At 66.3% G+C, this 2464-nt stretch carries 2 protein-coding genes; both read right to left on the bottom strand.

The genetic code is table 11. The features are described from left to right. The coding region (locus HC022_RS24025) for a PotD/PotF family extracellular solute-binding protein (RefSeq protein WP_167454078.1) at window positions 1-1095 on the bottom strand (1095 nt) is incomplete at its 3' end. A 58-nt stretch (window positions 1096-1153) separates the two neighbouring features. Further along, window positions 1154-2125, bottom strand: coding sequence for an ABC transporter ATP-binding protein (locus tag HC022_RS24030; RefSeq protein ID WP_167454079.1), 972 nt, complete (start codon window positions 2123-2125; stop codon window positions 1154-1156). Window positions 2126-2464: the final 339 nt, after the last annotated feature.

Consider the following 2464-nt stretch of genomic DNA (forward strand, 5'->3'; position numbering starts at 1 on the left):
CTTGCCCTCGAACCAGTAGCCCCACTCGTTCTCGGACATGAACTCCTTCGAGGTGTCGGGCACCGCCGAGTAGTAGCCCTGGCGCATCAGGAAGCCGCCGACCCAGCCCGAGAGGTACCAGTTGATGTAGTCGTAGGCCGCGTCCAGCTCCATGCCGGTCAGCGACTTCGACAGGCCGATGCCGCCGCCCCACGAACGGTAGCCCTCTTCCAGCGGCTGGTAGACGCAGTCGATGCCGCGCGACTTCACCGCGGTGATGGCGGGCGACCACATCGACTGGATCACCACCTCGCCCGAGGCCATCAGGTTCACCGACTCGTCGAAGGTCTTCCAGAAGGCGCGGAACTGGCCGTTGCGCTTGGCCTCGGTGAAGATCGCGAAGGTCTTGTCGATCTCCTCGCGGGTCATGTTGCCCTTGTCGCCGTACTGGATCTCGCCCATCGACTCGCAGACCATCGCCATGTCCATGATGCCGATCGACGAGATGTCGAGGAGCGAGGCCTTGCCCTTGAACTCGGGGTTCAGCAGCTCGGACCAGTTGTTGATCGGACGGCCGATGAGATCCGGGCGGATGCCCAGCGTGTCGGCGTTGTAAATCGTCGGGATCAGCGTCATCCAGTTGGTCTGCTCGGTGGCGAAGGTGGTCGACCCCTCGCCCTCGACGAAGCCCACGGTGTGCGGCGCGGTGCCCTGCGCGATCTCGGACTCGGGCGTCAGCTTGCCGTCCTTGAAGATGCCGACGATCTTGTCGTAGTTGGCGATCTTCGAGACATCCATCGCCTGCAGGTTGCCGGTCGGCCAGACCTTCTTGCAGATCCAGTACTCGATGTCGGCGATGTCGAAGCTGTCGGGCTGGGTCGCGGCGCGCTGGGTCACGCTGTCGGAATCGAGCGCGGTCATCTCGAGCGTGAAGCCGAGATCCTCCTTCACTTTCTGGCCCACCTCGTTGAGGTTCGACACGCCGGTGCCGAACTGGCGCAGGGTGATGTTCTTGATGTCCTGCGCCCACAGCATCGGGGCGGGCAGCGCCGATGCGGCGGCCGCGGCGGCGCCTCCCTTGAGCAGCGCACGGCGGGTGTATCCGGTTTTGGCCATGATTGGTCCTCTCTCCGTTGGACGGGGTCTGATCTGTGGTGCGGACGTTGCGCGTCCGTCAGGCTTCGAGGCGGTGCAGCCGCCCTTCTTCCCAGGCGAGGCTGACCGCATCGCCGGGGCTTTTCGGATCCGCGAAGAACGCAGCCTCGGGCACGTAGGCGAGGATCTCCTGCTCGCCCATCGCCGCGGTCATCGCGACGTGGTGCCCCTGGTATTCGACGGTGCGCACGATCGCGGGCTGGCCCTGCGGCGCCAGCAGCACGTCGTCGGCGCGCAGCGCGTAGCGGCCGCCGTTCCACGACAGCACGTTGTGCCCGCCCATGAAGCGGGCAACGAACTCGGTGCGGGGGGCGGCGAAGACGTCGCGCGGGTGGCCCGCCTGCTCGATCACCGCGTTGTTCATCACCACGATCTCGTCGGCGAGCGCCAGCGCTTCGTCCTGGCCGTGGGTGACGTGGATGAAGGTGATGCCCAGTTCGCGCTGCAGACGCTTGAGCTCGGCCCGCACCCGGATGCGCAGGAACGGGTCCAGCGCCGAGAGCGGCTCGTCGAGCAGCAGCACCCGCGGCTTCGTCACCAGCGCCCGCGCCAGCGCCACCCGCTGCTGCTGCCCGCCCGACAGCTGTGCCGGCAGGCGCGCGGCGAGGTGGCCCATGTCCACGAGTTCGAGCATCTCGTCGGCGGCGCGGTGGCGCGTGGCCCTGTCCTCGCCCTTCATCCGCAGCGAGAACGCCACGTTGTCGCGCACCGAGAGGTGCGGGAACAGCGCATAGCTCTGGAACATCATGGCAGTGCCGCGCTTGGCGGGCGGCAGGTGCGCGATGTCCTGTCCCTGCAGCAGGATCGAGCCGTCGCTCACGTCCTCGTGCCCGGCGATCATGCGCAGCGTCGTGGACTTGCCGCAGCCGGACGGCCCCAGCAGGCAGACATAGGTGCCCTTGTTGAAGACGTGGTTGATGTCGCGCACCGCCACGGTGTCGCCGTAGCGCTTGGTCAGGTGCACGAGTTCGAGATCGTCTTCCGTCCGCATCATAGGCCCCCTGTTGCGATCTGTGCTCACGCTGCGGCAACACCCGGTTCGCAGGGAAAGGCTTTTCGCACCGGTGCCGGTGCCAGACCGGGAATGCCCGGGAATTCAGCTTAAGCGACAGGATTGCGCACATGATTGAAGCGAGAATCGTATACAATCATGCTCACAAACGGCATGTGCCTCCCTTCGGCTTGAGAATCGCCGCCGCCGCCCCACAGTTGGCGGACAAGCTGACGGGACGAGAACCATGGCGCGGGCAGCGCAGAAAACCGAGAGCGGCGACGAGCGCATCGTCGACAGGATGGCGACGGCGATCCACGAACACCGGCTGGCGCCGGG

Origin of the sequence: Salipiger sp. HF18 (genome assembly GCF_011806505.1) — a bacterium.
Lineage (GTDB): Bacteria > Pseudomonadota > Alphaproteobacteria > Rhodobacterales > Rhodobacteraceae > Salipiger > Salipiger thiooxidans.